At 34.9% G+C, this 2,542-nt stretch carries 4 protein-coding genes; all 4 read right to left on the minus strand.

The genetic code is table 11. The annotated features are described in order from the left end of the window. Positions 1-361: 361 nt before the first annotated feature. On the minus strand, positions 362-679 hold the full coding sequence (locus tag DXD11_RS14030; RefSeq protein ID WP_055148064.1) for a hypothetical protein: 318 nt from the start codon (positions 677-679) through the stop codon (positions 362-364). A gap of 15 nt (positions 680-694) precedes the next feature. Beyond that, positions 695-1,444: a hypothetical protein gene (locus DXD11_RS14035; protein WP_117875554.1), complete on the minus strand. Its 750-nt coding sequence runs from the start codon at positions 1,442-1,444 to the stop codon at positions 695-697. Between the two features lie 169 nt (positions 1,445-1,613). Continuing rightward, entirely contained in the window at positions 1,614-2,027 is a 414-nt protein-coding gene (locus DXD11_RS14040; RefSeq protein ID WP_055148057.1) for a hypothetical protein, read from the minus strand. Between the two features lie 20 nt (positions 2,028-2,047). Continuing rightward, positions 2,048-2,542 (minus strand): glycohydrolase toxin TNT-related protein (locus DXD11_RS14045; RefSeq protein WP_147360990.1); only part of this gene is annotated, 495 nt, incomplete at its 5' end.

A 2,542-nucleotide genomic window follows, 5' to 3' on the forward strand; every position in this document is an offset into this window, starting at 1 on the left:
TATATTGAACATCAAATTCTTGATTTATTTCCGGCATAATCAACCTGGACTTAATCATGAACTCCTCCTTTACGGATGGAGCATCTTCAATAGAAAAACTGCATCTGAATCAAGATTTCTGATTTGATGTTTTCTTGAGCCAGATGAGCACTTTCTCTTTGTGAGATGACCAAAAGGCAGACTCTGGGCACGATATTCGAAAGAAGTAGACTGATATCAGCAGTCTGGAAAAGAATTTGAAAATTAACATAGAAAAAACGCATTATCTCCATAGCACCAAGTGCCATGAAAACAATGCGTCCTAAATTTTAAAGAAAAAATATTCAGTTGTGATTTCGGATGTTCTTATACGAAGTCATTATTAAATATAGTCTTTCATAATGTTCCAAACCCTTTTTACTTCGTCATTATATTTCTCATTCAACTGATTTCTTAATTGAACATCTGCATCATAAATAATGAAATCGCTTAACCCGCCTCTCGAAGCAAACAGTTTACTATAGCTTTCTATCAAGTATTTCATTTTTTCACCATTGCTCTCATCCGAGTCAATACAATTAACTTGTCCCATAAGAATTCTTAATATCCCGTTATATTGTCCATATCCATATTTTTGTACCATTTTGCCAATCTCTATATACGCCTCTCGCAACTGCAAAAACTCTTCATTTCTTATCATTCTTCTATCTCCAATCTATTGTAACGGTGTTTTTCCTACAACTTCAAAAGTCCATGGTGCATCTATATAGGTTTGCATAACATTATATCCTCCCACGTATACTCCACCTTGCGGTCCGACTGATCCTGTATAAATAGTAGTACCCTTTGGTACTTTAATCGCATATACATTATCTATATAAGAGCTTGCCTCATACGCACCAGTTTTCGGGTCTATCCAATGAGTCTTTACCGCTGCGTCAATTCTTACATTAGTAACAGAAGCAGGTGGCTCACTCGTAAACCATCTTCCATACGGATTTTGAGCATTACCTGCTCGATACATTATTCTATCTTCCTGTAATACTTCCATATTGTATCTGCCACCATAGAAATTCTTTGCAGGTTGATTAGGCATTTCTGCTAACGGTCCTGGATTTTCAATCATATTATATTGATAATTAGCTATATCACCTGACCAATATATAACAGTTGTACTACCACTCTCTACAACTTCTGCAACATCATCTAGCTTATTCACTTCTACATTACTTAAAGCTTTTTCACCTAAGGCAATGTCATCTGAGTTCTTGAATATCGTTGTATGGCTTAGTTCTTCAATATCCGTCTTTCTCGCTACATCTCCGATTTCTGATACGGAACTGTTCGCTGGGTTTCCTGATATAACTTCTTCTACCATATTGCTTCCCAACATTGCCAATATATGGCTGTCTGTACTTTGATAGATTGCATCACAAGCTTTATCTTCTGCTACATTCCCAATCAATATCCTTCCAGCATCTACGGCGATAGTTTATAAATCCGTGAACTTCACGGATTCAGGTAAATGACAAAAAGCTATTATTAATCTCTGTATGTCATTCACTTCGTGAACAGACAGAGATTAAAATAGCTTTTTGAGTTAAGGGTTTTGGAGTCCTAAAGTATAACCATAATTAAATATCATTATACGGATTTTTTTCAAGTATTTCATTAATCTCTTCATCTTTCCTTTTTAAAAAATCCTCACCAAATAAAGCAAATATTTTTTTTTCTTTCTCAAAGAGTGGTCTTCGGAAATCTTTTCCTTTCTCTTGATTATTCATGGCATACTTCATAGTAATATTTGTTGATAATATATTTAAAGCATACCACAATACTTCTCGTTCGTCATTTACAACTATATCACTTCTTATCTTCCCCTTTTCTGCATAAAGAATATGATAATTTGAATTTGTACTAAAAATGTATGTTCCCTCAGCACTATTATCATCCCCTTTTTCGAAAAAAACATTACTGTATGAAATCTCATCTAGTTTATCATTAATTTCACTCATAATATATTTTTGCAGTTCATTTGTTGTTAACATAGTTTTTCACCTCTCTCTATTTATTTTGGCACTATATAGCCTTCTCTAATTAATTGTAAAATCGGCATTGGCAATTCATATTGTAATCCTCCACCTGCAGAACCTCCCCATGCTGCAATCTCTGCTTGGATAGTGTTTGGTATTTCCTTTATAACCCTAAATTCCTGATAAATATTAGGGTCAGTAGTTGGTGGCAATGCTAATTTATCTGCATTTGCACCTGTTTGTGTTACAAAGTTACTCTTATTCCCAATATTTCCATACCGCCCAAATGTATCTCCTGGTTTTAACGACATATTTACTTCTGTTCCTGGTACAGCTCCGTTATTTGGTGGATAATTTATTGTACCATCTGCTTTATACCAACTTGTTTCACTTCCACCCTCACAAATAATACTACTTTCAGACTCCACCCGTCCTTTGCTAGTAGACATAACCTTATTCTTTCCATCTGCCTTTGACGATGACTTTCCACCCTCAAAAACTGACCGCAAAACAAATGATGTTATTGCACA

The organism is Coprococcus sp. TF11-13 (assembly GCF_003481085.1).
GTDB classification, from domain to species: Bacteria; Bacillota; Clostridia; order Lachnospirales; family Lachnospiraceae; genus Coprococcus; species Coprococcus aceti.

Bases quoted from the DNA above. Each gene is read 5' to 3' on its own strand.
- DXD11_RS14030 (WP_055148064.1), bottom strand. From the start codon at position 679: ATGATAAGAAATGAAGAGTTTTTGCAGTTGCGAGAGGCGTATATAGAG.
- DXD11_RS14040 (WP_055148057.1), bottom strand. From the start codon at position 2,027: ATGTTAACAACAAATGAACTGCAAAAATATATTATGAGTGAAATTAAT.